General features: G+C 61.5%; 16 protein-coding genes and 1 pseudogene. 11 read left to right on the top strand and 6 right to left on the bottom strand.

Going from position 1 to position 22721, the window contains the following annotated elements; genetic code table 11:
* Positions 1-182: 182 nt before the first annotated feature.
* Positions 183-374: a Flp family type IVb pilin gene (locus AC0V7N_RS34565; RefSeq protein ID WP_475453290.1), complete on the bottom strand. Its 192-nt coding sequence runs from the start codon at positions 372-374 to the stop codon at positions 183-185.
* 540 nt (positions 375-914) lie between these two features.
* On the opposite strand from AC0V7N_RS34565, the gene AC0V7N_RS34560 reads away from it, so the two are divergent.
* Genes AC0V7N_RS34560 through AC0V7N_RS34540 form a run of 5 tightly spaced genes read left to right on the top strand, consistent with a single transcriptional unit; the run spans position 915 to position 5371 of the window.
* Positions 915-2300 carry a TadA family conjugal transfer-associated ATPase gene (locus tag AC0V7N_RS34560; RefSeq protein ID WP_475453288.1) on the top strand — a complete coding sequence of 462 codons (1386 nt, stop codon included), beginning with the start codon at positions 915-917 and terminating at the stop codon, positions 2298-2300.
* Entirely contained in the window at positions 2300-3271 is a 972-nt protein-coding gene (locus AC0V7N_RS34555; protein WP_475453286.1) for a type II secretion system F family protein, read from the top strand. The genes AC0V7N_RS34560 and AC0V7N_RS34555 overlap by 1 nt, the downstream gene beginning before the upstream one ends.
* An 8-nt stretch (positions 3272-3279) precedes the next feature.
* Positions 3280-4263: a type II secretion system F family protein gene (locus tag AC0V7N_RS34550; protein ID WP_475453284.1), complete on the top strand. Its 984-nt coding sequence runs from the start codon at positions 3280-3282 to the stop codon at positions 4261-4263.
* Positions 4264-4287: 24 nt separating this feature from the next.
* Positions 4288-4845 (top strand): tetratricopeptide repeat protein, encoded by a 558-nt coding sequence (locus AC0V7N_RS34545; protein ID WP_475453282.1) that lies wholly within the window; start codon positions 4288-4290, stop codon positions 4843-4845.
* A gap of 1 nt (position 4846) precedes the next feature.
* Positions 4847-5371 carry a prepilin peptidase gene (locus AC0V7N_RS34540; RefSeq protein ID WP_475453280.1) on the top strand — a complete coding sequence of 175 codons (525 nt, stop codon included), beginning with the start codon at positions 4847-4849 and terminating at the stop codon, positions 5369-5371.
* Between the two features lie 42 nt (positions 5372-5413).
* Here AC0V7N_RS34540 and AC0V7N_RS34535 read toward each other — a convergent pair whose 3' ends face one another.
* Positions 5414-6238, bottom strand: coding sequence for a sterol desaturase family protein (locus AC0V7N_RS34535; protein WP_475453278.1), 825 nt, complete (start codon positions 6236-6238; stop codon positions 5414-5416).
* Positions 6239-6463: 225 nt separating this feature from the next.
* On the opposite strand from AC0V7N_RS34535, the gene AC0V7N_RS34530 reads away from it, so the two are divergent.
* Positions 6464-7132, top strand: coding sequence for a methyltransferase family protein (locus AC0V7N_RS34530; protein WP_475453276.1), 669 nt, complete (start codon positions 6464-6466; stop codon positions 7130-7132).
* A 197-nt stretch (positions 7133-7329) separates the two neighbouring features.
* On the opposite strand, the gene AC0V7N_RS34525 is transcribed toward AC0V7N_RS34530, so the two are convergent.
* Positions 7330-8316 carry a phosphatase PAP2 family protein gene (locus AC0V7N_RS34525; RefSeq protein WP_475453274.1) on the bottom strand — a complete coding sequence of 329 codons (987 nt, stop codon included), beginning with the start codon at positions 8314-8316 and terminating at the stop codon, positions 7330-7332.
* 158 nt (positions 8317-8474) lie between these two features.
* Between AC0V7N_RS34525 and AC0V7N_RS34520 the strand changes: the two genes are divergently transcribed.
* Positions 8475-9617 (top strand): hypothetical protein, encoded by a 1143-nt coding sequence (locus AC0V7N_RS34520; protein WP_475453272.1) that lies wholly within the window; start codon positions 8475-8477, stop codon positions 9615-9617.
* 216 nt (positions 9618-9833) lie between these two features.
* Entirely contained in the window at positions 9834-11477 is a 1644-nt protein-coding gene (locus AC0V7N_RS34515; RefSeq protein ID WP_475453270.1) for a peptidoglycan L,D-endopeptidase MepK, read from the top strand.
* A gap of 12 nt (positions 11478-11489) precedes the next feature.
* On the opposite strand, the gene AC0V7N_RS34510 is transcribed toward AC0V7N_RS34515, so the two are convergent.
* The gene (locus AC0V7N_RS34510) at positions 11490-12260 is read right to left on the bottom strand and encodes an SDR family NAD(P)-dependent oxidoreductase (protein WP_475453268.1); all 771 of its coding nucleotides are present in this window, start codon (positions 12258-12260) and stop codon (positions 11490-11492) included.
* A gap of 229 nt (positions 12261-12489) precedes the next feature.
* On the opposite strand from AC0V7N_RS34510, the gene AC0V7N_RS34505 reads away from it, so the two are divergent.
* From AC0V7N_RS34505 to AC0V7N_RS34495, 3 genes and pseudogenes are all read left to right on the top strand, one after another.
* On the top strand, positions 12490-16353 hold the full coding sequence (locus AC0V7N_RS34505; protein WP_496627603.1) for a caspase family protein: 3864 nt from the start codon (positions 12490-12492) through the stop codon (positions 16351-16353).
* Between the two features lie 176 nt (positions 16354-16529).
* Positions 16530-20338, top strand: a pseudogene (metH, locus tag AC0V7N_RS34500) (methionine synthase).
* A gap of 129 nt (positions 20339-20467) precedes the next feature.
* Positions 20468-21862: a multicopper oxidase domain-containing protein gene (locus AC0V7N_RS34495; RefSeq protein ID WP_496627602.1), complete on the top strand. Its 1395-nt coding sequence runs from the start codon at positions 20468-20470 to the stop codon at positions 21860-21862.
* A gap of 42 nt (positions 21863-21904) precedes the next feature.
* Here the strand turns inward: AC0V7N_RS34495 and AC0V7N_RS34490 are convergent, their stop codons facing one another.
* Both AC0V7N_RS34490 and AC0V7N_RS34485 read right to left on the bottom strand, forming a co-directional pair.
* On the bottom strand, positions 21905-22192 hold the full coding sequence (locus AC0V7N_RS34490; RefSeq protein WP_056566028.1) for a PTS sugar transporter subunit IIB: 288 nt from the start codon (positions 22190-22192) through the stop codon (positions 21905-21907).
* A 20-nt stretch (positions 22193-22212) separates the two neighbouring features.
* Complete coding sequence (locus AC0V7N_RS34485) at positions 22213-22674, bottom strand: PTS sugar transporter subunit IIA (protein ID WP_475453262.1); 462 nt, start codon at positions 22672-22674, stop codon at positions 22213-22215.
* Positions 22675-22721 lie beyond the last annotated feature (47 nt).

Below are 22721 nucleotides of genomic sequence, written 5' to 3'. Positions count from 1 at the left end.
CGAGCGGGGATGATTCAAACCCAAGCGTTCCCGTCATCTTCAAATCGACAGCCAGCACGCAAATGCAACACCGTGAACACTATGTCAGTGTTTGCGCGTATTCCCGCCTGCCAACCGAGATCGATCGATCTCCCGCTCAGAGGACCAGGTCAGGACCTTGCGGACCTGGCCCTGCAAGAGAATTACGCGGCTGGAGTAGCAGCCTGAAGAGCCGTATTCAGCGCAGTCCATCTGCCGGTGACCCAGGTGCCGACCAGAATCACGGTGGCGATCACCGCTACCGTGATGATGCCGAGCAGCACCGTATACTCGACCATGGCAGCGCCGTTTTCGTCGTCGCGGAACTGCCGGGTCATCGTCATGAGCTTCTTCATGCCAATTTCTCCCTTTGGAGTTTGAACCCGACGAGACAGAGCCAAGGATGAACCCCATACCCAAGCATCCCCCGTCATCTCGATCCTAGGTCTCGGGAAATTGCAGAGTCAACGGGATTAACGGTTCCTTAACTTTCCAATACACGGACTTTCGAGTTCAGACAGGGGGTTAAGTTTCAGCAAGAGCTTGATTCGACTAATTTTTCAGCCGCTCTTAACCATTCGTTCACAATCATGCCGACGTGCTAATAAAGCTATCTCTAATTTAGCAAAATGGCATACCCCTTTATATCTAAGGGGTTATCGCCAATTGCGGAGTGGATACCCATGTCAGAGTACGCAAGGTGCTCAGAGTGCTGGAAGGCCTAGTGCGCCACTCAAGTTCGACGGCGCGGCAGTCACAAATAAAACGATATTTTCGGGCGCCGATTCTTAACTATGTTGAAAGTATTGGCCATGCGTGGCGCGCCCCGGCGCTTGTGCCTCGCTTGGTTAACGTTTAGTTTCCGCTAATATGCGCTCAAGGGAGTATAGCGGATTATGCTGGGGCGGTTCATCAAGGGTGGCGAGGCGCGGATCGAGCCAAGGGCGGAGTCGTTCGCGGTCCTCCCCGTTGCCAACGGCGCCCTTCCTGTCGCCGATCTCGAGCCGCATGGTGACGAGTTCCTGGCGTTGAAGGTCGATCTGCATCGACATCTGATTGACCGGTTCAACCTTGCGTCGCTCGAAACGGCGTCGAAGGACGAGATCCTGAACGAGATCCGCCCCATCGTACGCGAGTTCGTGCGCGTTCGAACCGTGCCCCTGAATGCCCGCGAACTCGACCAACTGACCAGCGATACCGCCGACGAGATGTTGGGCCTGGGGCCAATCGAACCGTTGCTCAAGGATGACTCGATCACCGACATTCTAATCAATACCCACAAGCGCGTCTTCATCGAGCGAAATGGTGTGATCGAAGAGACGAAGATCCGCTTTCGCGACGAGGCGCATCTCCTGCGCGTCATCAACAAGATCGTCTCGGCGATCGGCCGGCGCGTCGACGAATCGGCGCCGATGGTCGATGCGCGTCTGGAAGACGGCTCCCGCGTCAACATCGCGGTGCGGCCGGTCTCGGTCGACGGCCCGCTGGTCTCGATCCGAAAATTCTCCAAGAATCCTTATTCGCTCGAACGTCTGATGGCGTTCAACTCGATCCGACAGCCGATGGTCGATCTGCTGCGGATCGCCGTACAAACGCGCAAATCGATCCTGGTTTCCGGTGGCACCGGCAGCGGCAAGACGACCTTGCTCAACGCGCTGTCGAGTTACATCCCTTCAAGGGAACGCCTGATCACCATCGAGGATGCGGCCGAGCTGCAATTGCAGCAGCCGCATGTCGGGCGGCTGGAGACGCGTCCACCCAATGTCGAGGGCAAGGGCGAGGTTCGCCAGCGCGAATTGCTGAAGAACGCGCTGCGCATGCGGCCGGACCGCATTATCGTCGGCGAGGTTCGCGGCGAGGAAGCCTTCGACATGCTGCAGGCCATGAACACCGGTCATGAAGGCTCGATGACCACCATCCACGCCAACACGCCGCGCGATGCGATCTCGCGGCTCGAACAGATGGTCGGCATGGCCGGCATGCCGATGACCAACGATTCAATTCGCGCGCAGATCGCCTCGGCCCTCGACATCATCGTGCAGACCCAGCGTCTCTCGGATGGCGGGCGGCGTGTCACCTCCATATCGGAACTGACCGGTATGGAAGGCAACGTCGTCCAGGTTCAGGAAATCTATCACTTCGTCCGCCGCGATGTTCGCGCCGATGGCGCCATTGTCGGCGACTTTCGCGCTACTGGTGTCCGGCCGCGATTTGCCACCGAAGCCGCGGCTATGGGACACCATTTCGCAAACGATGCGTTCAATCCGCAGGTCTCACTCTGATGCCATCCGGTCAGACTCTCCTCTATTTCATTTATGTGCTGGCGGCGGCATCGGTCATCCTCGCTGCCGAATCCTTCTATCTTTCATACGCCGGGCGGCGGGCGCGGGCAGGTATCATCAATCGACGCTTGCAGCGACTAGGAGACGAAGCCCCGGCCGAGCGGAGTTTGCAGGGGCTGCTGCAGGAGCGTGGGCTGACCGCATCGGGCGACTTCATATACGGCGCAATCGCGCTCAACCGGCTCTATACGCAATCCGGCATCACCGGTAATCCACTGGCTTTCCTCGCAGTCTTCCTGCTTGCCGGCCTTGTGCTGGCGCTCCTCCTGCCATTGCTTTTGCACTTTTCCGTCATTGTTGCCGTCATCGTCTTCCTGATTGTCGGATTTGCCCTGCCGGTTCTCGTTTTACGAGGCGCCCGGAACAAGCGCATCAACAAATTTTCTCTGCAGCTTCCCGATGCACTCGATATGATCGTGCGTTCTCTGCGCGCCGGTCACCCGACGACCGTCGCGATAGGGGTTGTCGCGCGTGAAATGCCCGATCCTCTCGGCACTGAATTCGGCATCGTTTCCGATGAAATCAGTTTTGGCCTCAGTCTGGAGCAGGCTGTTCGAAAATTGTCGGAGCGGGTCGGTTTCGAAGGTCTCCATCTGCTTTCGGTGTCGCTCTCCATCCAGGCAAAGACCGGCGGCAATCTTACCGAAATACTCTCGAACCTGTCGTCGGTACTGCGTGAACGGAGGAAATTGCGCATGAAGATCAGGGCGCTTTCCGCCGAAGGCCGCATGTCTGCCTGGATAATCTCGCTATTTCCGCTTCTGATGCTTGGGGTGCTGTCGATCGCCGCTCCGAGCTTTTACGGTGACGTCTGGGGTAACCCGATCATCGTGCCAGTGTTTGCGATCTTTGGGTCGTTGGCACTGGTGGGCGACTTCATAATGTACCGAATGGTCAACTTCGATTTCTAGTGGCGGGCATGGACGTGTTTACCAATCTAGGAAATTCGGCCACGCTGCTCTCTCTCGCCACCTTCCTGGCGGCAGTGGCGCTTTTTTTGCTGGCCGCCTTTGTCCTCATCCCGGTCTTCCAGACAAGAAAGCTGGTTGCACAAACCCTTTTGTCCGAGGGGATCACCGATCGCCGATCGCTCTATGCCCAGCGGGAGCTCAACAGGATTTCCGCGCGGCGGCCTGTCGATGCCTATTTCCGCAGCCTGGAAAAAGAACGCGGCGAACCGAATGCCTTGGAAGCGAAACTGTTCCGGGCGGGGTTCTATCATTCAGGCGCTCCGGCAATCTACACGCTCTCTCGCCTCGGCGCCGTCTGCGTCGGCTTCTTGGTCTGTTACGCGGTTCTGTCGCGGGCGTTGCCGCCGCAATTGCCGGCTTTCGCGGCATTTGCAGGTTCGGCGGTGATCGGGCTTGGCTGCCTTGTCATACCCAGCATTGCTCTTGACCGCTTCGAAAGCCGGCAAAAGCAGGTCTATCGGCGCGGCTTTCCCGATTTCATGGATATGATGATCACCTGCGCCGACGCCGGCATGAGCCTCGAGGCGGCCGTGGAGCGCGTTGGCGCCGAGTTGGCCGGCACCCACAAATGGCTGGGTATTCAGCTCTCGATCGTGACCCTGCAGTTGCGTGCGGGCAAACCGTTGCGCGAGGCACTGCGCGAGCTTGCCGACCGCATCGGGCTTGACGAGGCGCGCGCTCTGGCCGTTCTGTTCCGCCAGTCGGAAGAGCTGGGCACCAGTCTTACAGGCGCCCTGCGCATCTATAGCGACGAAATGCGCACCCAGAGAATTATGAGCGCTGAGGAACGTGCCAACGCCTTGCCGGTCAAGATGATGATCCCGCTGGGCCTCTGCATCTTTCCGGTCGTGATGATGGTCGTCATGTTGCCCGTGCTCATCCGCATGAAGGGCATTTTTTCTAAATGGTTATATGCTTTGGTTCTAAAATAGGGTCGGGGACTCTTGGGAGACAAAATGACAGGGCCAATGCGCCTCGCAGCCGTAGCCGCAGCCAGCCTGTTGATGGCGCTTGCCGGTTGCCAAACCAATGGTGCGAACACCACCGATGGTGTCGTGCGCACCAACGAGCCGTCGAAAGGCGACGTCACGTCCTTTGGCGATGCCTTCGATGGGCTGAAGACGGTCAGCGACGTCGAATATTACGCCTCGGACCAGGCCGTGGCTGAAGCCACGAACCAGTTTCGCGCGGAAAATTACGGCAACGCCGGCGCGCTGTTCTTCAAGGCGACGCAACTGGCCCCCAATGACGGCGGTGCCTGGATGGGGCTGGCCGCATCGTGCGACCGCATCCATCGATTCGACCTCGCCGACCGGGCCTATAGCAGGGCTTTCAAGCTGGTTGGCGCGTCACCCGAATATTACAACAATATCGGCTACTCCTATTTGCTGCGCGGCAAGCTGCAGGACGCACGCAGCAGTTTCCTCAAGGCCTATGAACTGGCGCCCAACGATCCGACGGTCGCCAACAATCTGAAACTTCTGTCGTCAAGCGTGCAGAACATCGAGCGCTAGCATGTTGCTTGTCGAAGTGCTGCTGCTGAAAGCACTCGCCATACCCTTGCTTGCAAGGATTGCGTGGCTGGATTTCACCACACAGAAGATAGCCAATCGCGACGTGCTGCTGCTGCTCTGCCTGGGAGCGGGGTCGCTGTTGCTGCTGTCGCTCCAGACCGGATCCTGGTGGGACATGGGGCTGAGCGCCGTCGCCGCGCTTGTGCTGTTCGTGGCGCTCTTTCCGTTTTGGGTGCTGCGAAAGGTCGGCGCGGGCGATGTTAAGCTGATGGCAGTCGTGCCGTTTCTGGTCGGCGGAAATGATCTCGTCGGGTTTTCCATCTTGCTGCTGCTTTTCGCCCTCGCCACGGCCATGGTCGTGAAAAATCCATTCTTGCTGCCGCAAGGCGCGTTCCGGCTCTACGTTCAGCACCTTGATCGCAAAGGTGTCGTCCCGTTTGGCGTACCGATCTCAGTGGCATCGATCTGCATGATCGCCCTGCAGGTCGCATACGGCTTTATGCTCCCTGGCTCGCTATCGATGTGATAACCGACAGGCGGTGGTCTGCCGATGCGCTACTTCATTTGGCTATGTCTCGGTCGCCGGCTTTACGATGGTATCCGCGGTATTCCGGCGTTCTTGAATGCGGCGCACGAACGGGTAGCCGTGCTGGCCGATATAGTTCGTCGGGATCGGCTCATCGACTCCATATTTCTCGGGCATCTTGGAGTCTGGAACATGAAACGTGCCGAATAGAGCATCGATGATGGCTAATTGACTGGCGAAGTTCTTGTCATAGGCGTCACGTTGATCTGCATGATGCCAGTGATGGAATTGTGGGGTTGCGATCAGCCATTTGAGCGGCCCGAAGTTCATCCTCACATTAGCATGCAGAAGCAGCGCATGCCCGGTGGCGATGATGAAGTATACAGCGATGGCCTCTGACGAAAATCCCAGAAAGAATACAGGCAGAAGCGAGACAGCCTTGGTGATGATCTGGTCCACAGGATGAGCTCGGAAAGCAACCATCCAGTCCAACTCCTCGATGCCGTGATGGATCGCGTGGAATTTCCAGAGCGCCGGGATTGCATGAAACGCTCGGTGCGAGGCGTAGATGCCGAGATCGGTGAGGATGATGATCTCTATGACCTGGAGCCATGTTGCCTGACCGCTCACAGCCATTGTTACCCTCTCCGGTACCAAAGACGCCGAGGCATTCATTGCCGCTGCCGCCATGAGGAGAATGCAGATCTTGAGGAACGCGCCGTTGACCACCGCGTAGATCACATCTGTGCCGAGACCCTTGCGGAATATCCTTTGTTGCGTCCGCAGGGCGAGGAGGTGCTCCAGCGGTACGAAGATCAGGGCGCAAATGAGCAGCGATTGCAGACCAAGGAGGTCCATCGGCTCCATCTCCCAATGTCATTTACGCGAGGAGTGAACCACTTCGTGGTCCGTCACACAAGGCGATGGTTTCCAAACAGTTAACCGGTGCGCTCTGGCCATCTAACCGGGAGCTTTGATGACTTCGACAACGCGCCTCGACGAACAGTCAGTTTGGACGTTAACGCTTAGGAAACCATTTACTTGTCCGCACACGCAAGTAATGCTTCAGTGCCTCTTTGCAGGGGTGGCGAAATGTTGAATGAAGATTTTCTCGGCCGGATCGCGATCGTCTGTATCATGACGGTCCTGGCGGTTCTCAGCGCGATTCCTCTGTTCGCCTATTTCCATCAGGGCGTGTCGGCAAGTTCGCTGGCTGTCGTCAACCAAGTCCTGGCGACCGCGTTATCCGCCCTGCAGGTTTTCCTGACGGTCGGCCGTCTCCCGCCAAAAGGAACCGCCCAGGGAATAGAACCAAGGGTCACCTCGGTGGCCGGAACGTTCCTGATCATCGTTGCAATGTTTCTGACGCCAGCGGTGGAAAACGAGACTGTGCAGATGGTGGCCCTCGGCTTGATTTTCATCGGCATGTTCAGTTCTGTGTATTGCCTCTGCTGGCTCGGCCGCTCTTTCTCCATCATGGCTACGGCCCGGCAGTTGGTTACCTCCGGTCCATACTCCATTGTTCGCCATCCACTTTACATCTGCGAGGCGACATTCATTCTCGGAATGATCCTTTCGCATTTTTCGGTGCTGATGGTGGCGTTAGGCGCGGTCCAATTTCTTCTGCAGTATCGACGTGCCCGGAACGAGGAAGGTATTCTTCGAGAGACGTTTCCCGAATACGATGAATACGCTCGGCGCGTCCCCATGCTTCTGCCGCGGTTCTTCCGCGCAAGAGCAGCGGTTTCCGGGCGGTCATAGATCAACCAAACTTACACAGGCATTTATTTGTTTGCGGCTCGACGATCTTGACTGCGGGGGCTGCGGGCCGATTCAGAATGCCTTCAGCAACGTAATGTTCGTAGAATAGTATTTCGGCGCGCTCGGCGTTCTTTCGACCGCCAACATCGCGTCGACGATCTGATGCACCGGCGTCGTCTCGGTGGCCGCCGACGCTATCAGCTTCGGGCCGTGATCCTCTGAGCCAATTCTTGCTGATTTGCGCTAGTGAAGATGGTCACGCTGATGATGGCTGTGGCTGCCACGACACCGCCACCGATGACATCGACTAGGTAGTGGCCGCCCTCTGGCACCGTCGAGACAATCATAGCCGCATTAACCAGGGCAATCGGGATCAGCAAGGGCGTCCTTCGCATGGCATAGGTGATGATGATCCCGAGAGTGGTGTGGAATGAGGGAAAGCACGTGATCCCAACTGTCTTAGAGATCAGGAAGTCGAAAGGCGCCCCGGAGCGCAGCGCATCGACCGTTGCAGCATGGGACAGGCCGGCATTCGTGAAATGGTCGAATAGCGAAGGCGCCGGGTGGAAATAGAGGTAGGGGCCGTCCACCGGGACGGCGGCCATGATGATGGCGGTCAACACCGACGATGCAAACAGGATCGCGGTGAACTCGAGCAGCCGGCGCCGCTGATTTGTGGCGGCATGCCAGAGCACCACCACCGGCAACTGATAGGTGAGCGCCTCGTAGCAGAACACCAGAACTGCTGCGATCTTCGGATAGGAATTGGCGTAGCCCAGCGCCGAGGGCCATTCGAAGCCAAGGGTCTTGTCTCCGGCGACGAGCAGCCAGTCGAGCCGAGGTCTGGTTGTCGATGCGGCAAGATACATGAACAGGCAGCTGGCAATCGACATCGGAATGAATACCGCCACGAAGATGGCGATGTTTGCGAAGGCAGCCTCGGCACCTTTCCATACTCGGGAAAGTCCAGACTGGCTTCGATTTGCCATTAGGGCGGCAAACTTTCCAGCACCCCAATAAGCGCCGGCGATCGAACAAGCGATGATCAGTTCGACGCCATTATAGGCATCGATCGTGATGTTGCTGACGGATAGGCAGAGAAAATCGGCCAGAACAAACGCCGAGATCGACAGGCCGATAATTTGCGCGTATCGACGTATAGTCGGAGCTTCGTATGCCAGCATCCCCTACCCTCTCGGGGCAGAGAATATTCGAAATTTCAGAGCACTGCAAAACCTGCTCGCAAGCGAAATTAGTTCTTAGACGAATACGTCCTGCCGCTGGCCAGATGCAATCGACGGCCTATCTCGCGACGTCGTTCTGATCACAGGGAGAAGGCACCATGGCACTTCACCTTTCGGCAGATGCCCCGGCTTCCGTCGCGGCCACGCCGCAAAAATATCTCTTTGGCCCGTTCATCGACTTTTTCATGCTTGGCGGAAGCGCGCTTGTCATCCTGCCGGTGCTGTATTTCCTGCCGCTCCGCTACGAAGCCGCCGTGACGCTGACGATGTTCCTGCTCTCGCATCTCATAAACCAGCCGCACTTCGGTCATTCGTACCAGATCTTCTACCGCAACTTCGCGCGCAAGGTGCGCGGCGACGGTTACAGCCGCAACCTCCAGATCCGCTACATCATCGCCGCCATTGTCGTCCCGTTGGCCATGACCGCCTTCTTTGCCTATGGCTCGCTGGCGGGCAACGCCCGCCTGCTGGGCAACGCAACCAACGCGATGGGCTTTTTCGTCGGCTGGCACTACGTCAAGCAAGGCTACGGCATGCTGATGGTGGACGCCGTGCTGAAGCGCAAATTCTTCAGCGAACAGGACAAGAAGGTGCTGCTGTTCAACGGCTACGCCGTGTGGTTGTTCGCATGGCTTCAGACCAACGTGGTGATCAGCGAAAGGCAATTCTGGGGTTTGCAGTACTACACCTTCGCGGTCCCGCCATGGCTCCTCACCATCGCCATGTCGATCGCTGCCGCCTCCTCGGCGGCAACCGCGGTGATGTTCATCAATCGCTGGCGCAAGCATGGTGGGGCGCTACCCTACAACGGCGTCGTCGCTTACGTCGTGTCCCTCTATGCCTGGATCCTGTTCGTGACGCTGAACCCGCTCTGGCTGCTCGTGGTGCCGGCGCTCCATTCATTGCAGTACCTGGCGGTGGTCTGGCGCTACCAGACCAATGTCGAGCGCGATCGTGCGGATGCCGTCGAGAGGCCGGGATTGAAGGTCCTGTCCATTCTTGGACCGCGATACAGGCTGCGCGTGCTGGCCTTCATTGTGGTCGGCGCAATTCTCGGAGCGCTCGGCTTCTGGCTGGTGCCGATGGCGCTGATCGACCTGGTTCCCTACGACAGGGCAGTGCTCGGCTCGTCGCTTTTCCTCTTCATCGCCTGGATCTTCATCAACGTGCACCATTACTTCCTGGACAATGTGATGTGGCGGCGCGGCAATCCGGAAGTCTCGAAATATCTGTTCCGCTGAAGCGATCGGCTGAATGCTTTCGGGCAACCCGCCCCTGTCGGGAAGGCTCATGCCCGCCACGAACACGATTCGTTAACCAAGATGCTGTTCATCGATAGGACGGGACGGATGCCCGTCTGCCTGGTGGGGCCTGCTTGTCGGGTCGAGCGCTTCGAAAACAAGGCTCCCATCCGGCGAAGACGTCAAATCGCCCGAAACAGAAACAATGTGCAAGGCATGAACGTGACTGAAAGCGGACAGAACGCGCCCTCCCATCCTTGGACATGGCTGCCGGCCATTGTGGTCGCGTTCCTTTGCCTGTGCGTCACCGGTGCGTCCGCCGAGACGCGCGCTTTGCGGATTCAACATCTCCATACCGGCGAGAAGGCCGAGATCGTCTTCAAGCGCAACGGCCGCTACGATCAGGCTGGCTTGAAGAAGATCAACTTCATGCTGCGCGACTGGCGTCGCAACGAGCCGACCAGGATGGATCCGCGCCTGCTCGACCTCGTCTGGCAGGCCTATCGCGCCAGTGGTTCGACCTCCTATATCCATGTGGTCAGCGCCTATCGCTCGCCGGCGACCAACGCCATGCTGCGCAGCCGCTCGAAGGGCGTGGCCCGGGAAAGCCAGCACATGGTTGGCCGCGCGATGGACTTCTTCCTGCCGGATGTGCCGCTGAAGAAGCTGCGCGACATCGGCCTCAAGATACAGGGCGGCGGCGTCGGCTATTACCCGACCTCCGGCTCGCCCTTCATTCATATGGATGTCGGCAATGTGCGGCATTGGCCGGGCATCAGCCGCCAGGAACTCGCCAGGGTCTTCCCGAACGGCAACACGCTGCATGTGCCAAGCGATGGCAGGCCGCTGCCCGGCTTTGACCAGGCGCTTGCCGCCTACAAATCGCGCAAGAGCGCCGGTACGCCCAACATCGAACTGGCAAGCGCCGACGCCGGCCAACGCAAGTCGCGCGGCCTGCTGGCGACGCTCTTGGGCGGGCGCGACGAGGCGGAGGATGTCGCGGAGACGGCGCCGGCGCCACGCAAACCGGCCAAGTCCGTGGAGTCCAAGGCGGCAGGGCAGGGCATCGCCATCGTGCCGCCGGAGGCAGCCCAGCGGGCGGATTTCCAGGCGGCATCCGCCGGTGCGGCTGAAGAACCACTCGCCGAGCAAAAGAGTAACACGCCTGAAGCAATCGTCATGGCGATGGCGCCCAACACGGTGCCGTTGCCGGCCGTCGCCCCGCGCGCTGTCCCCACGGCCAGCATTGCGACCCCGCAAACCGCGCCGTTCGCAACGGCCGGCGCGTCCGCGACGCGGGCCGAACTGCCGGCTGCCAAGCCGGCGGCAAGCAACACGGAGGTTCCCCCGGGCAAGACGGATGCCGCTCCGGCGGCCGCCGCGCCGGAGATGGCGGCGCTCACCGTCCCCTTGCCGACATGGCGGCCGCAAAGCCAGACAAGCCCGACGCGTCAGCCGGAAGCCGCCAAATATGGCGACGCCGTCGCTGCCTTGCTGGCCATGCATCACCCCGATAACAGCCTCGATGGGCTGGCAGGTCAGCGCGCCGCGGTCCCTGCACCGAAACCCGAAGATCGTGTCCGGACAAGCCCCAAGGCCGACCGTGTCCAGCCGCGTCTCGATCCCGAAGCCACCGCCGTGATTGTGCCCGTCGCGTTGACTGTCAGGCCGCTTCAGGCAGGTCGCGGCATCGCCGGCGGGACCGGATCAGCAGCGGCGCCCGTCATCGCCGCCCATTTCATCCGCACGGCGCCGGAGCAGGTCTATCTCGACGGTTTCCAGCCGCGAGGACAGACGTCCGATCACCGCCGCTTCACCGGCTCCGCGGTCAAGTTCCTGCCCATCGCCAGCTTCAAATAGGCTGGCTGCGGCCTACGCCACCGACCAGCCGCCGTCGACCAGTATATTCGTTCCCGTAATCAGCGACGCTGCCGGCGAGGCGAGGAACACCACGGTTCCCGCGACATCGATCGGGTCGCCGATGCGGCCGAGCGGAATGTGCCCCAGCACATGCGCATGGAAATCCGGTTCAGCGAGTGACGGCCGCGTCCCGTCGGTCCAGATGAAGGTCGGCGCCACGCTGTTGACGGCGATCTTGTGCTGCGCCCATTCGGCCGCCAGGCAGCGCGTCAGATGGTTGATCGCCGCCTTGGTCATGCAGTAGATCGCCTCGCCCTTCAGCGTCACCGTGCCGGCCTGAGAGCTGATGTTGATGATGCGCCCACCTTTTTGCGCGATCATCAGTTTGCCGACAGCCTGGGTGGTGAAGAACGTGCCCTTGAGGTTGACGTTCACCGTCAGGTCGAAATCCTCCTCGGTGACGTTTTCCGCCAGGTTTTCCGGCCCGAGCCCGACATTGTTGACCAGGACATCGATGCGGCCGAAGGTGGCATGCGCATCGGCGACGCCTTTGCGAACCGTGGCGAGATCGGTCGCATCCATCTGCACGGCAAGCGCCCGCCGGCCGATGCGTTCGATTTCGCCCACAAGCTCCGCCCCGTCGGCCTTGCTGCGCACGCCGACGATCATGTCGGCGCCGGAGCCGGCGCAAGCCAATGCGCAGGCACGGCCAATGCCGCGCGAAGCGCCGGTGACCAGCACCACCTTGCCGGCCAGATCGAATTTTGGTGTGAAGTCCGTCATCGCAACCTCCCTGAAGCTTTTCGGGCCGAACCTGTCGCCAGCGCGCGCATAGGACGGCCGCTTTTGTTGAAGACTACCTGCTCACGGCGTGAAAACCAGCCGGCATCCGCGCCTCACGACAAGAACACCATTCGTCCCGCGCCTTGCCATGCGCCGGCCATCATGATGCCATCTCGCAAGGTAAGATCGCGCCTTGCGGGTTCCGGGGTGGGCGATGCAGCTTGGGCGAATGACCGTCGAAAGGGTGCGCATGTGCGTGGCGTTTGCCGCGGTGCTCATGCTGTGCCTTTGCGCGCTGCTCCCGGCTCAAGCCGAGGAGCCGAAGGCGCTGAAAGGTATCGCGCTCATCATCGGCCAGTCCGACTACAAGCATGTCGGCAAACTGTCCAATCCCGAAAACGACGCCCGCGCCATCGAGGAAATGTTCGACAAGCTCGGCTTCGAAACAACCGTGGCCACCAACCGCGACGCGCGCAAATTGCGGCGCGATCTCGAAGGCTTCGTCGACGATGCCGAGGGCGCCGATGTCGCCGTCATCTATTATTCCGGCCACGGCATCGAGGCCGGCGGCGAGAATTTTTTGGTGCCTGTCGATGCCGATATTTCGGCGCTCGACGATGCCGGCGAGAAGCTGGTGCCGCTGTTGTCGATCGTCGCCGACCTCAAGGCCAAGGTGCCGGTCACCATCGTGCTGCTCGACGCCTGCCGCAACGATCCGTTCCCGCCGGGCACGCTGCTGAAGCTGTCGCCAGGCGATGACGGCAAGCCGATCGGTGCCGGTGGTCTCGGCGAAACGCGCAGTGTCGTGGCGTTGAAGACCACCGCGCCGGCCAAGGGCTCGGCCGATGACAGTCTTGGCCAGGTGATCGGCTTTGCCGCCGAGCCCGGCAAGGTGGCGCTCGATGGTCCGGCCGACGGCAACAGCCCCTATGCGGCGGCGATCCTGCGCCACATCGATACGATGGGCGGCGAGGAATTCGGCACCGTTCTGCGCATGATCGGCGAGGAGGTCTACCTCAAGACCAACGGCCAGCAGCGGCCATGGGTCAATGAGAGTTTGCGCCGGCTGCTTTATTTCGGCACGCCGGCCGAGGCGCCGAAGGGCGATGAAGGCGACATCCTCAGCGAGCGCCGCCAGCTGCTGCTCACCATTTCGGCGCTGCCTGATCCCGAGCGTCGCCAGATCGAGACCATTTCGCGCGACGGCGGCGTGCCGATGGACGCGCTCTACGCCATGCTGAAGACACTCGGCACCGACACGCCGAAGGACCCGGCGGAGCTCGACAAATTGCTGCGCGGCCAGACCGAGCGGCTGAAGCAGGTGCTGGCCGAGCAGGCGGCGCTGAAGAGCCAGGACCCGGAAATCGTCCGCCTGTCGAAACTGGCCGACCAGGCGGTGCGCGAAGGCGCGCTCGATGCCGCCAGGAAATTCCACGAACAGGCCAAGGCGCGCGTCGGTGAATTGTCAAACACGGTCGACAAGGCCGAAGCCGATCTCAAGGCGCGGCGGCTGGAATTCGCCGAGGTGTTTGGCGACAGCGCAAAAACCTACGAAATCTCGTTCAAGTTTCAGGAAGCGGCCCAGGATTACGGCAAAGCCTATGAGCAGGCCGAGAAATGGGACGATCAGGACGCCTGGTTCTACAAGGCGGCAGAGGCCAACGCGCTCTCCCAGCAAGGCACCTTCTCTGGCGACAACGCTTTCCTGGCGCAGGCCGTCGCGGCTTATGAAAAGAGCCTGACCTATGTGTCGCCCGAGAAAAATCCACGGCAATGGGCGGCCACTCAGAACAATCTCGCCACCACGCTGTCGACTTTGGGCGAGCGCGAGGCCGGGCGCGAAAACCTCGACAAGGCGGCCGCCGCCTTCGAGCAGGCACTGACGGTCTATACGCGCGCGGCCTATCCGGATGATTGGGCGTCCACCTCAGGCAATCTCGGCACCGTCTATTGGCGACTCGGCCAGCGCGAGACCGGCACCGTGCTGCTCGACAAGGCGGTCGCCACCTTCCGCGCGGCGCTCGAGGTGCAGGGGTCGAAGAAGGTGCCGCTCGAATGGGCGGCGACGCAAAACAATCTCGGCATCGTGCTGTCGGAGCTTGGCGAGCGCGAGACGACCAGCGACAGTTTTCGCGCCGCCATCGAGGCGCATCGCGCTGCGTTGACGCAATACAGCCGCGAGCGCGTGCCGCTCGACTGGGCGTTGAGTCGGGTCAATCTCGGCGCCGCTCTGTTTCGCCTTGGTGCACGCGAGAAGGACGTCGCAACGCTCGAGCAGTCCGTCGCAGCCTACCAGTCGGCGACGGAGGAAATGACGCACGACCGCGCGCCGGCGCAATGGGCGACGATTGAGAACAATATGAGCTCAGCGCTAGAGACGATCGGCGAGATCAATGGCGACATCCCGACACTGCAGCATGCGCGCGAAGCGGCGGAGGGGGCGCTGACTGTGTGGACACGCGAGCACGCGCCGGCAAGCTGGGCCAATGGCCAGCTGACGCTCGGCAACGCCTTGCAGCGCCTCGGCGTGAAACAGGACGACACCGCGACGCTGCTCAAGTCGGTGTCCGCCTATGAGGCCGCGCTCTCGGAATATCCGCGCGAAAAGCTGCCGCTCGACTGGGCCTCGCTGCAGCAGAATCTGGGCTCGGCCTATGCCTCGCTCGGCGAGCGCGATACGGGAATCGACTATCTGCAGAAATCGGCATTGGCCTATCGCAGCGCATCGGAAGTTTACACTGCCGCGGCCGCGCCCACGGAATTCGCGTCCATCGAGCACGGTCTTGGCAGCACGCTGTCGAGCTGGGGCGATCGTGCCGGCGACAGAGCGGTGCTCGAACAGGCGGTCGCCGCCTACGACGCCGCGCTCACCGTGCGGACCAAGGACAATGCCCCGAAAGACTGGGCAAAAACGCAGTACCGGCTGGGCGCCGCTCTCTCCATGCTGGGCAAGGCCGATGGCGGTCCGACCGAAGCGCTCGAACGCTCGGTGACGGCCTATCGTGCGGCGCTCGAAGTGCAGACCCGTGACAGCGATCCGGACGCCTGGGCGGCAACACAATGGGGGCTAGGTCATGTGCTTCTGGTGCTGGGCGACCGGGTGCAGGATGGCGACGATTTCAAGCAGTCGGTGACGGCGCTCGAAGCGGCTTTGCCGTTCTACGATCTTGCCGCCGTGCCGCAGGATCATGCCCAATTGCAGAACGATCTCGGCAGCGCCTATTACTACCTCGCCGGCGCGAGCAATGATCCGTCGCTCTACCAGAAGGCGGCGACGGCGCATGAGGCAGCGCTGGCCGTCTATGCCACGCTGCCGGACCGCAAGCTGTGGGCCTCGGTCGAAAGCGACCTTGGCAATGCGCGCATGATGCAGGCAAGTGCGGCTTCCGACCCGGACATCATGGCCAAGTCCGTGCAGGCCTATGAGGCGGCACTGACGATAACGACTCGCGACAAGGATGCCGACGGCTGGACCCGCAACCAGTCCAATCTGGCGAGCGCACTGTCGTCGCTGGGCTACTGGCGCAACGACGTCGCCTTGCTGAAGCGCTCGGCCGGCATCTATCGCAGCATACAGGCCGTGCGCAGCCGGGCTCGCGATCCAGAGCGCTGGGCGACCACACAGGGCAACCTCGCCAATGTGCTGAGCATGATCGCGGCGAAAGAGCCGTCGCCTGATGTTTTCGACGAGGCGATCGCCGTCAACCGGGCGCTGGCCGAAGAGGTTGGCCGCGACCACGATCCCGACCGCTGGGCGAGCCTGCAGAACGAGGTCGGCTATGCGCTGACGATGGCCGGCCGTTCCGAAAACAACGTCGCCCGTTTCGAGGAGGCGGTGCCGATCTTGCGCGAGGCGATCGCCGTGCAGAAGAAGATCAATTCGGTGCCGGCCGTCGCCTTCACCGAGGACAGCCTGTGCGACGTGCTGACCGATTTGGGCGCGGCCCGCAAGGACAAGGCGCTGGCCGAGGAGGCTATCGCCGCTTGCCAGGAGGCGCTGGTCATCTTCAGGGACCGCAAGATGGATGATCTCACCGCCGGCTCCGAGAAGAACCTTGCCGAGGCGCAAGCCTTGCTGGCCGACTTGCACTGACACAGGAGTGCCGCGTGTCCACTTGGACGCGCAAAGGACGCCCCGGCAAAGGTCGTTTTTGACGTTTGTTGCTCTGGCACCTGCAATGGCGCGTGACTCCGTCTAGCGAGAAGCGTATATTGACATAAAGATATCCTTATGTGACATGGACAGGCTTGTCGTCCAAAGGATAGAAAATGTCGCAGAATTCTGCATCGCTGGATGACCTGTTCGGCTCCGTCGCGGCCAAGCCCGACGGTTCCGAAGTGCTCGCGGCGCTGACCGCGGCGGCGCGTGAGCGCATTCTGATCCTCGACGGCGCCATGGGCACGCAGATCCAGGGGCTTGGTTTCGACGAAGACCATTTCCGCGGCGAGGCCTTTGCCGGCTGCGCTTGCCATCAGCAGGGCAACAACGACCTTCTGATCCTGACGCAGCCCGCCGCGATCGAGGAAATCCACTATCAATACGCCGTTGCCGGCGCGGATATTCTCGAGACCAACACCTTCTCGTCGACCTCGATCGCCCAGGCCGATTACGGCATGGAGGATGCCGTCTATGCGCTGAACCGCGACGGCGCGCGGCTGGTGCGCCGGGCGGCGAAGCGGGCTGAGCAGGAAGACGGCAAGCGCCGCTTCGTCGCCGGCGCGCTCGGGCCAACCAACCGCACCGCCTCGATGTCGCCCGACGTCAACAATCCCGGCTACCGCGCGGTGACCTTCGACGAGTTGCGGCTTGCCTATGGCGAGCAGTTGCGCGGGTTGATCGACGGTGGCGCCGACATCATCCTGATCGAGACCATCTTCGACACGCTGAACGCCAAGGCGGCGATCTTCGCTTGCAACGAGATCTTCATCGAGAAGGGCGTGCATCTGCCGGTGATGATTTCGGGCACCATCACCGACCTTTCCGGCCGCACGCTGTCGGGCCAGACGCCGACGGCCTTCTGGCATTCGGTGCGCCATGCCAATCCCTTCACCATCGGCCTCAACTGCGCGCTCGGCGCCAACGCCATGCGCGAACACCTGGCCGAAATATCGGGCGCCGCGGACACATTCGTCTGCGCTTATCCGAATGCCGGCCTGCCCAATGAATTCGGCAGATATGACGAGAGCCCGGACTTCATGGCCGCGCAGATCGAGGACTTTGCGCGCGAGGGGCTGGTCAATGTCGTCGGCGGCTGCTGTGGCTCGACGCCGGATCATATCCGCGCCATCGCCGAGGCAGTCAAAAAGTACCCGCCGCGCGCCATTCCAGAGATCGAGCGCAAGATGCGCCTGTCCGGGCTGGAGCCGTTCACGCTTACGGACGAGATTCCCTTCGTCAATGTCGGCGAGCGCACCAACGTCACCGGCTCTGCCAAGTTCAGGAAGCTGATCACGGCGGGCGATTATGTGCCCGCGCTAGACGTAGCGCGCGATCAGGTCGCCAACGGCGCCCAGATCATCGACATCAACATGGACGAGGGGCTGATCGATTCGAAGAAGGCGATGGTCGATTATCTCAACCTGATCGCCGCCGAGCCTGACATCGCCCGCGTTCCTGTCATGGTCGACAGTTCGAAATGGGAGATCATCGAGGCGGGCTTGAAATGTGTGCAGGGCAAGCCTCTGGTCAACTCCATCTCGATGAAGGAAGGCGAGGAAGCGTTCCTGCATCACGCGAAGCTGGTGCGCGCCTATGGCGCCGCCGTGGTCGTGATGGCTTTCGACGAAGCCGGCCAGGCCGACACCAAGACGCGCAAGGTCGAGATCTGCACCCGCGCCTACAAGCTCCTGACCGAACAGGCCGGCTTTCCGCCCGAGGACATCGTCTTCGACCCCAACGTTTTCGCGGTCGCTACCGGCATCGAGGAGCACGACAATTACGGCGTCGACTTCATCGAGGCCACCGGCGAGATCACGTCGACGCTGCCGCATGTCCACATTTCCGGCGGCGTGTCGAACCTGTCCTTCTCGTTTCGCGGCAACGAGCCGGTGCGCGAGGCCATGCACGCGGTGTTCCTCTACCACGCCATCCAACGCGGCATGGACATGGGCATCGTGAATGCCGGCCAGCTCGCCGTCTACGACACGATCGAGCCGGAGCTGCGCGAGGCCTGCGAGGATGTCGTGCTCAACCGCGTGCCGAGCGCCGGCGGCACCGCCACCGAGCGCATGCTGGAGATCGCCGAACGCTTCAAGGGCACGGCCGGCAAGGAAGCCAAGGAGCGCGATCTCGCCTGGCGCGAATGGACGGTCGAACAACGGATTTCGCATGCGTTGGTCAACGGCATCACCGAATTCATCGACGCCGACACCGAGGAAGCGCGGCTGGCGGCCGAGCGCCCGCTGCATGTCATCGAAGGCCCGCTGATGGCCGGCATGAATGTCGTCGGCGACCTGTTCGGCGCCGGAAAAATGTTCTTGCCGCAAGTGGTGAAGTCGGCGCGGGTGATGAAGCAGGCGGTAGCAGGACTGCTGCCGCATATGGAGGCCGAGAAGCTGGCCAACGCTGCCAACGGCATCGACAATGGCGAGCGCCAGACGGCCGGAAAAATCCTGATGGCGACGGTGAAGGGCGATGTCCACGACATCGGCAAGAACATCGTCGGCGTGGTTCTCGCCTGCAACAATTACGAGATCATCGATCTCGGTGTCATGGTGCCGGCGGCGAAAATCCTGCAGACGGCGCGCGAGCAAAATGTCGACATCATCGGCTTGTCCGGCCTGATCACGCCGTCGCTGGACGAGATGGTGCACATGGCCGCTGAGATGGAGCGCGAAGGCTTCGACATTCCGCTGCTGATCGGCGGCGCGACGACCAGCCGTGTGCACACGGCGGTGAAGATCCATCCGCGCTATGCCAGGGGCAGACCGTCTATGTCACTGACGCCAGCCGGGCGGTCGGCGTGGTCTCGGCGCTGCTGTCCAACGACAGCAAGGCGGACTACGTCGAGACGGTGCGGACCGAGTACAAGAAGGTTGCCGACGCGCATGCCCGCTCCGAGGCCGACAAGCAGCGGCTGCCGCTGGCCAAGGCGAGGGCCAATGCGCACAAGGTCGACTGGTCTGCCTACCAGCCGCCGAAGCCGTCCTTCACCGGCGTAAAGGCGTTCGAGAACTGGGACCTGACCGAGCTGGCGCGCTACATCGACTGGACGCCATTCTTCCAGACCTGGGAGCTGAAGGGCCGTTACCCCAAGATCCTCGAGGATGAGGCACAGGGACCCGCCGCGCGCCAGCTGTTCGACGACGCGCAGGCGATGCTTAACAAGATCATCGCCGAGAAATGGTTCGCGCCGCGTGGCGTCATCGGCTTCTGGCCGGCCAATGCTGTTGGTGACGACATCAGGCTGTTCGCGGACGAGGGGCGCTCGCAGGAACTGGCGACCTTCTTCACGCTGCGCCAGCAACTCACCAAGCGCGACGGCAAGGCCAATGTCGCGCTGTCGGATTTCGTCGCACCAATGGACGGCGGCAAGTCCGACTACATCGGCGGCTTCATCGTCACCGCCGGCATCGAGGAAGTGGCGATATCAGAGCGTTTCGAGCGCGCAAATGACGATTACTCCTCGATCATGGTCAAGGCGCTGGCCGATCGCTTCGCCGAAGCTTTCGCCGAGCGCATGCACGAGAAGGTGCGCAAGGAATTCTGGGGCTATGCTGCCGACGAGAAACTGGCGCCGGACGAACTGATCGGCGAGCCCTATCGGGGCATCCGCCCGGCACCCGGCTATCCGGCGCAGCCAGACCATACCGAGAAGGCAACGCTGTTCCGGCTGCTTGACGGCGAGCGCAATGCGGGCGTCAGCCTGACCGAAAGCTACGCGATGTGGCCGGGCTCGTCAGTGTCCGGCATCTATCTATCACATCCCGAAAGCTATTATTTCGGCGTCGCCAAGGTCGAGCGCGACCAGGTCGAGGACTATGCTGTTCGTAAGGACATGCCCTTGGCTGAGGTCGAGCGCTGGCTCGGGCCTATCCTCAACTATGTGCCCGCGCAGTATGCCGAGGCGGCGGAGTAGGGCTCTGTCGTCTCATCCTGCCGCCATGGCAAGACACGATGTGCCCATATAGGCATTTGCACGGATTGCTCGCTCATGGTTCAAGGCGGCGATAGATATTGGGCAGCCGTCTTTGCAGTTGGAGCTTGAATGACCGTCCTTACACGCCGCAGGCTCTTGAAAACCGCCGCCATCGCTGGCGCCAGCGGGATAGGGCTCTCGGCCATCGGCAGGCTTGGCAGTTGGGCCGCCGGCAGTCCGGAACCGGTGGTGCTGCAGACGGCGAAAATCCAGGCGAAGCTGATGGATGTCGGCCCGACCAACAATGTGCTGACCTATGGCAACGCCGGAATGCCGCCTGTGCTCAGGATGAAAAAAGGCGAGCCCTTCGCTGCCCGCCTGATCAATGCCATTGATGATCCCACGACCATCCACTGGCACGGCATTCGCGTTCCAAATAAGATGGATGGTGTGCCCTTCCTGGTCCAGCCCTACGTCTACACCGGCGATCATTTCGACTACGCCTTCACTCCGCCCGACGCCGGCACCTTCTGGTATCACCCGCATTGCAACACACTGGAGCAGATGGGCCACGGCCTGACCGGCGTGATCGTGGTCGAGAACCCCAGCGATCCGAAATTCGACGCCGAATTCGTCCTCAATCTGCGTGACTGGCGCCTTGGCGACGATGGCCAGTTCATCGATCAGTTCCGCCCGCGCGATGCGGCGAGAACCGGCACTTACGGCACGGTGCGCACCGCCAACTGGCTCGACCAGCCGCAATATGACGCGCCGGCCGGAGGCCTGGTGCGGCTGCGGGTCGCGATCACCGACGTCACCCGCATCTATGCCTTTCGCGTCGACGGCGCCGAGGCCACGGTCATGGCGCTGGACGGCAATCCGGTGCCGCAGCGTTTTTCGCCCGATGCCTTGCTGCTTGGGCCGGGACAACGCATGGAACTCGCCATCCGCATGCCTGACCAGGAGGGCGCGGTGGTGAGCCTGCGCGACGTCAGGGGCACCAAGCCCAAAATCCTGGCGACCTTGCGTGGGACCGGCAGTTCTCTGAAGCGCGACATCCGCGATGTTGCACCGCTGGAGGTGAATCCGGTGGCGGAGGTCGACCTCACCGCCGCCCAGCATATTTCGCTGGCGCTCAGCGCCACGGCGGAAAACGTCCCGAGCGACGGCATCTGCGGTTCGCTTGGCTACAGTTTCTGGGCCATCAACAAGGTGCCGTGGCCAGGCGATACATCCGATCCGACCGCGCCGCTGGCCGAGCTGAAGCTCGGCAAGAGCTACGTCATCGACATGGAGAACCTGACGCCGCAATCGCATCCGATGCATCTGCACGGCATGAGCTTCAAGGTGCTGTCGTCCTCGACACGGCCGGTTCAGCCTGTCATTTCCGACACCTATCTCATCCAGCCCAACGAGAAGGTTCAGCTCGGCTTCGTCGCCGACAATCCCGGCGACTGGCTGCTGCACTGCCACATCATCGAGCACCAGAAATCGGGCATGACGAGCTATGTCAGGGTGGTTTGAAGCTGCCGCAGAGGCGTCAGCCTCCGCGACCGCTGGTGACCATCACTTGCGCAGCTGCGCCTCGATCTCGTCGAGCACCTTGTCCTTGCCGATGCCGGTGAGGAAGGCGAGGCCCTTGATGACCGGCTTGGTCACCGATGCCGAGATCGGCGTGGTGGCGACGATGAAGTCGACACTGTCGGCCAGTCCCGGCACCTCGGTGGCTTTAGCCTGCTGGGCATTGAAGGTGAGGCCCCGCTTCTTCATCGCCTCGGTGACGGCGACATTGACCGCGGTCGACGTCGCGATGCCTGTGCCGCAGGCAAAGAGAATTGTTTTCTGTCGGGACATCTCTTGCTTCTCCTTGGTTGTCAGCCGAGCGCGGCACGCACGTCGTCAAGCGTCCTGGCCGACCTTAAGCCGTCCAATGCATCTGGATTCTGGATGGTGGCCATGACGGACTGCAACGCTTCAATCTGCTTGTCCTTGTCATTGATGGCAAGCAGGAAGACGAAGCCGACCGGCAGCTTTTCGTCGGGGTCTTCCATATTGGCGAAGGTCACGGGCTTTCTCAGCGTGCCCATGGCGATGCCGGGCTTCAGCACATGTTCGGGATCGGTATGCGGCACCGCGACATTGTCGGCACGTTCCAGCGGCAGTCCCGTCGGCATGGTCATTTCGCGAAGTACGACCGCGTCGGCATAGGAGCTTTTGACGTAGCCAAGGCTCTCGAGCCGGCCGGCCAGGATACGGATGATCTCCTCATTGGTCGAGGCATCGGATCCGAGCACGATCGCCTCGGGGTCCAGAAGCTGCATGAGGCCATCTGACATGTCTTGCTCCGTTACAGATCGTGCGCCCGGGGAGGGCGCACGATCGT

Source organism: Mesorhizobium kamtschaticum (assembly GCF_056174585.1).
The sequence above is the reverse complement of the archived record's forward strand: the minus strand, read 5'-3'. Positions and strand labels throughout refer to the sequence as shown.

Coding starts and splice junctions, on each gene's coding strand:
- AC0V7N_RS34565 (WP_475453290.1), bottom strand. CDS start 374: ATGAAGAAGCTCATGACGATGACCCGGCAGTTCCGCGACGACGAAAAC.
- AC0V7N_RS34560 (WP_475453288.1), top strand. CDS start 915: ATGCTGGGGCGGTTCATCAAGGGTGGCGAGGCGCGGATCGAGCCAAGG.
- AC0V7N_RS34555 (WP_475453286.1), top strand. CDS start 2,300: ATGCCATCCGGTCAGACTCTCCTCTATTTCATTTATGTGCTGGCGGCG.
- AC0V7N_RS34550 (WP_475453284.1), top strand. CDS start 3,280: ATGGACGTGTTTACCAATCTAGGAAATTCGGCCACGCTGCTCTCTCTC.
- AC0V7N_RS34545 (WP_475453282.1), top strand. CDS start 4,288: ATGACAGGGCCAATGCGCCTCGCAGCCGTAGCCGCAGCCAGCCTGTTG.
- AC0V7N_RS34540 (WP_475453280.1), top strand. CDS start 4,847: ATGTTGCTTGTCGAAGTGCTGCTGCTGAAAGCACTCGCCATACCCTTG.
- AC0V7N_RS34535 (WP_475453278.1), bottom strand. CDS start 6,238: ATGGAGCCGATGGACCTCCTTGGTCTGCAATCGCTGCTCATTTGCGCC.
- AC0V7N_RS34530 (WP_475453276.1), top strand. CDS start 6,464: ATGTTGAATGAAGATTTTCTCGGCCGGATCGCGATCGTCTGTATCATG.
- AC0V7N_RS34525 (WP_475453274.1), bottom strand. CDS start 8,316: ATGCTGGCATACGAAGCTCCGACTATACGTCGATACGCGCAAATTATC.
- AC0V7N_RS34520 (WP_475453272.1), top strand. CDS start 8,475: ATGGCACTTCACCTTTCGGCAGATGCCCCGGCTTCCGTCGCGGCCACG.
- AC0V7N_RS34515 (WP_475453270.1), top strand. CDS start 9,834: ATGAACGTGACTGAAAGCGGACAGAACGCGCCCTCCCATCCTTGGACA.
- AC0V7N_RS34510 (WP_475453268.1), bottom strand. CDS start 12,260: ATGACGGACTTCACACCAAAATTCGATCTGGCCGGCAAGGTGGTGCTG.
- AC0V7N_RS34505 (WP_496627603.1), top strand. CDS start 12,490: ATGACCGTCGAAAGGGTGCGCATGTGCGTGGCGTTTGCCGCGGTGCTC.
- AC0V7N_RS34495 (WP_496627602.1), top strand. CDS start 20,468: ATGACCGTCCTTACACGCCGCAGGCTCTTGAAAACCGCCGCCATCGCT.
- AC0V7N_RS34490 (WP_056566028.1), bottom strand. CDS start 22,192: ATGTCCCGACAGAAAACAATTCTCTTTGCCTGCGGCACAGGCATCGCG.
- AC0V7N_RS34485 (WP_475453262.1), bottom strand. CDS start 22,674: ATGTCAGATGGCCTCATGCAGCTTCTGGACCCCGAGGCGATCGTGCTC.